Origin of the sequence: Streptomyces longispororuber, assembly GCF_014656095.1 — a bacterium.
Taxonomy (GTDB): domain Bacteria; phylum Actinomycetota; class Actinomycetes; order Streptomycetales; family Streptomycetaceae; genus Streptomyces; species Streptomyces longispororuber.
Genome location: NZ_BNBT01000292.1, coordinates 1 through 3,735, shown reverse-complemented (window position 1 = coordinate 3,735; position 3,735 = coordinate 1). Strand labels below are relative to the sequence as shown.

The window sequence follows — 3,735 nt, the reverse complement described above, 5'->3', positions numbered from 1 at the left end:
GGCCGCGGGCGCGGGCGCCTTCCGGGCCCGCAGGCCCTCCGCGTACCGGCTGCGGCCGATGGCCGGGCACGCGCCCGCGCGCACGACCCCCGCCCGCGTCGCCGTGCGCCGCGCGCCCATCCTGCGGCTGCCCGGACGCACCCGCGCCATGGTCCTGACCTTCGACGACGGACCCGACCCCCGCTACACCCCGGACATCCTGCGCACCCTGCGGCAGTACGACACCCGCGCCATGTTCTTCGTGTGCGGCGAGATGGTCGCGCACAACCAGGACCTGCTGCGGCAGATGGCCGACGACGGGCACGTGATCGGCAACCACACGTGGAGCCACCCGCTGCTCCCCGACCTGACGTGGTCCGAGGTCCGCGAGCAACTGGAGCGCACCTCCGAGATCGTCCAGGGCACCGTCGGGGTGCCGCCGCTGTGGTTCCGCGCCCCCTACGGCGCCTGGAACCGGGCGGCCTTCGAGCTCGGTGCGGAACTCGGCATGGAGCCGCTCGCCTGGACCGTCGACACCCTCGACTGGCGCACCCCCGGCACCCGCACCATCGTCCGGCGCGTCCTCAACGGCGCGGGCCCCGGCGTCGTCGTGCTGTCCCACGACGCGGGCGGCGACCGCACCCAGAGCGTGCGCGCCCTCGACGTGTACCTGCCGGAGCTGCTCGCCTCCGGGTTCCGCCTGACGGTGCCGCCGCGCCCGCCCGGGTGGTGACCCCGGGGCGCGCACCGCGCGGTCGCGCGTCAGCGCACGTCGACCAGGCGGGCGAACACCACCACGTTGCCGTCGTAGCCGCTCTGCTGCGAGAAGCCGCCGCCGCAGGTGATGACCCGCAGCTCGGGCACGCCCTTGTTGCCGTACACGCGATGGCCGGGGAAGTCGTTCTTGGCGAACACCTCGACGCCGTAGACCTCGAAGACGGCCGTACGCCGGTCCTGGCGCAGGACCTCGACGCGGGCGCCCTTCTTGAGCGAGCCCAGGCTGTAGAACACCGCCGGGCCCTGCCGGTTGTCGACGTGGCCCACGACGACGGCCGTGCCCTTCTCGCCGGGCGACACCGCTCCGGTGAACCAGCCCGCGAGGTTCGGGTCGTCCGCCGGGGGCGCGTCCACCCAGCCCTCCGCGTCGAGGCCGACCTGCATGACCGGGGCGTCGACGCGGATCGCCTTGATGCGGACGCGGTGGGCGGGCGAGAACGTCAGCGGCACGGGGGCGTCCTCCGCCTTGACGGGCGCGCGGTCCGCGGCCGCCGCCGACTCGGGCTGCGGCGGCCCCACGTCGAACTCCCCGGAGCCGTTGCGGATCAGTGCGAGCCCGGTGAGCAGCACCAGCGCCATCACACCCCACGGCGCACGCCTGCGCGGCCGCTCCTCCTCGAATTCCTCGAACTCTCCGGAAGGCTGCCCGGCGGCCTCGAACGGTTGGGACGACGACATTCCCTATCCCCTCTCGACGCGGCGTTCCGGCCACGTCACGGCACGTACGGAAACGCTAAGTGCAGCGCGCGCGGCGTGCGAAAGGGCGGATGCGAACGGGTGGCGTGACCTCGAGGTCTGCGCCATCCGAGGCGCGGCCCGCAGGAAATTTCTGACGGTCCGTGACCTGCGGTGATAACCCTTCGCGGGGACGGCGCCCGGCGTGTTGGCTCACCAGGACGGACGATCCCCGAAATGCGGCCGTACGCAGGGCGTCTGAGGGTCTGAGTGAGGGGTGCTCTCGCCGAACGTCCGGGGAAATGGATTCCCGGGGTGCCTCTCGCGGAGGAATTCCATGCGTAATTCACGTGCACTGGCGGCGGTCGTCGCCGCGGGCGCCGTCGTGGGCCTCGCCGCGCCGACGGCCACCGCCTGGACCGGACCGAGCAACATCGTCGCCATGCCCAGCGTGATCGCCCGGGGCGGCCAGCTCACGGTCACCGTCGACAGTTGCGAGGCGCCCGGCACGGTCGAGTCGCCCGCCTTCCCGAAGACGCACCTGAACGCCATCCCGGGCGGCAACACGTCGAGCGCGACCGTCACCGTCCACCACCACGCCCGGCCCGGCGCCTACGACATCACCGCGCACTGCAACGGCAAGCCGCTCACCCGGCCGCACGCCTTCACCGTGATCCACGGCGCCGCGCGCGGCGGCCTCGGCGGCAGCTCCTCGTCCGGTGCCACCAGCACCGACATGGCCATCGGCGGGGCCCTGGTGACGGCCGCCCTGGTCGGCGGCGGCCTGTTCTGGATGCGGCGCCGCGCCGAGAACAAGGCCTGAGCGGCACGGGCGGCAGACGCAGGACCACGGCCGGCCTCGCGCGTCCCCCTTCCGCGCCGGGCCGGCCGGCCGCGTGTCACGCGGGCGAACGACGTGCGCGTGCCGCCGCGAGCGGGGTCTGGGTGCGGGGTCCGCGTGCCGGTGTGTGCGGCGTCTGCGTGCGGGGTCCGTGTGCCGCCGTGTGCGGGGTCTGCTGGCGGGTCCGTGCCCGGCATGCGTGCGGCGCCGTGTGCGGAAGGCATGTGCGGGGTCCGCGTGCCGTCGGCTGGTCAGGAGTGGCCTGAGTCCGGGCGCCGGCGCGTCCAGCAGTACGCCGTGCCGAGCACGCCCGCGACGAGCACGCCGCCCACGGCGACGTGCCGGGCGTCGAACCCGCCGGTGCTGCCCCCCACACCCGCCTTGACGCCCTTGGTCTGCGTACCGGGGCTCTGGCGGCCGCCACCGGTGGCGATGGTCAGGTCGGTCGTGCCGGACTCCGGGCCGCAGGTGAACGTCACCTCGTACAGGGCGCCGGGCTTGGCGTCCTGGAAGACGTGCGCCGTGGCCGACTTCTGCCCCTTGGGGACGGTGACGTCGTCGAAGACGCCGGAGGTCACCTTCGCGGCGTGCTCGCAGTTGTCGACGCTCAGCGTGACCTGGCCGCCCGCGGCGACGGTGGAGGGCGTGACGCGGAAGCCGAACGACGTGATGTTCTCGTCGCCCGCCACCGCGGTGGGACTGGTGAGGGTCAGGGCGGCCGTGGTGAGCAGTGCCGCCGAGGTGACGCGTATCGCGCGCATGGACGAGTCCTCCGGGTCTCCGAGGAGCGGCCGCGGACCTGCTTCCGGCGGCGCCTGATACACACCTCGATGCCGTGAACGCTAGATATGCCGGGTGTGCCCCGCGATCGCTGTCGTACGAACGGGGCATCGCCGTGGGCCGGACGGGGGACACGGACGGCGTGGCGCGGTGACGCGGCGTGAGGACCGGGCAGGGCGTGGCGGGGCGTCAGGCGCCGCGTACGGCACCGGCGCGGGCACGGGGCGCGGGGGAGCGGGCGGGCGCGGTCGCGGGTGCGCTGTGCGGAGGACGAGGTGGGGGGCGCGCACGGCGCGGGCACGGAGCGGGGGGAGCGTGGCCGGGCGCGTGGGCGACGGCGTGCGCAGGCGGGTGAGGCGAGGGCGAGGCGGCCGTTCCGGTCACACGCCGTGTGCGCGCGGTGCACGCACTGGCCCGGCGCACACACTCCCCGGACGGCCCCGGGAGGGGGTTACATGGGCATATGCCGCACGGGTGACGGCACAACGGGGGACAGCGGGGGCACCCGTGCGGCGGGCCACCGGTACTTCCCCTGCGCCGGTGGCCCGACGGGCGGCCGGGCCACCGGGCGGGGCCGGTCCCCACGCCTCCCACGGGGACGGCCCCGGCCCGGTGCGCCGCACGGTCGCGGCCTGACGCACCGGGCCGTCCCGCCCCGGTGCACCGCGGGGCTCCGGCCCGGT

General features: G+C 75.0%; 4 protein-coding genes. 2 read left to right on the top strand and 2 right to left on the bottom strand.

Features of this window, described 5'->3' with window-relative positions:
* A partial coding sequence (locus IE330_RS38095; RefSeq protein WP_229926228.1) for a polysaccharide deacetylase family protein occupies positions 1-712 on the top strand: 712 nt, incomplete at its 5' end.
* A 29-nt stretch (positions 713-741) separates the two neighbouring features.
* On the opposite strand, the gene IE330_RS38090 is transcribed toward IE330_RS38095, so the two are convergent.
* On the bottom strand, positions 742-1,434 hold the full coding sequence (locus IE330_RS38090) for a class F sortase (protein WP_373314842.1): 693 nt from the start codon (positions 1,432-1,434) through the stop codon (positions 742-744).
* Positions 1,435-1,768: 334 nt separating this feature from the next.
* Here IE330_RS38090 and IE330_RS38085 point away from each other — a divergent pair, with 334 nt between their 5' ends.
* Positions 1,769-2,254, top strand: a complete 486-nt coding sequence (locus IE330_RS38085; protein ID WP_190140758.1) for a hypothetical protein — start codon at positions 1,769-1,771, stop codon at positions 2,252-2,254.
* A 269-nt stretch (positions 2,255-2,523) separates the two neighbouring features.
* Here IE330_RS38085 and IE330_RS38080 read toward each other — a convergent pair whose 3' ends face one another.
* Positions 2,524-3,033, bottom strand: coding sequence for a hypothetical protein (locus IE330_RS38080; RefSeq protein ID WP_190140757.1), 510 nt, complete (start codon positions 3,031-3,033; stop codon positions 2,524-2,526).
* Positions 3,034-3,735 lie beyond the last annotated feature (702 nt).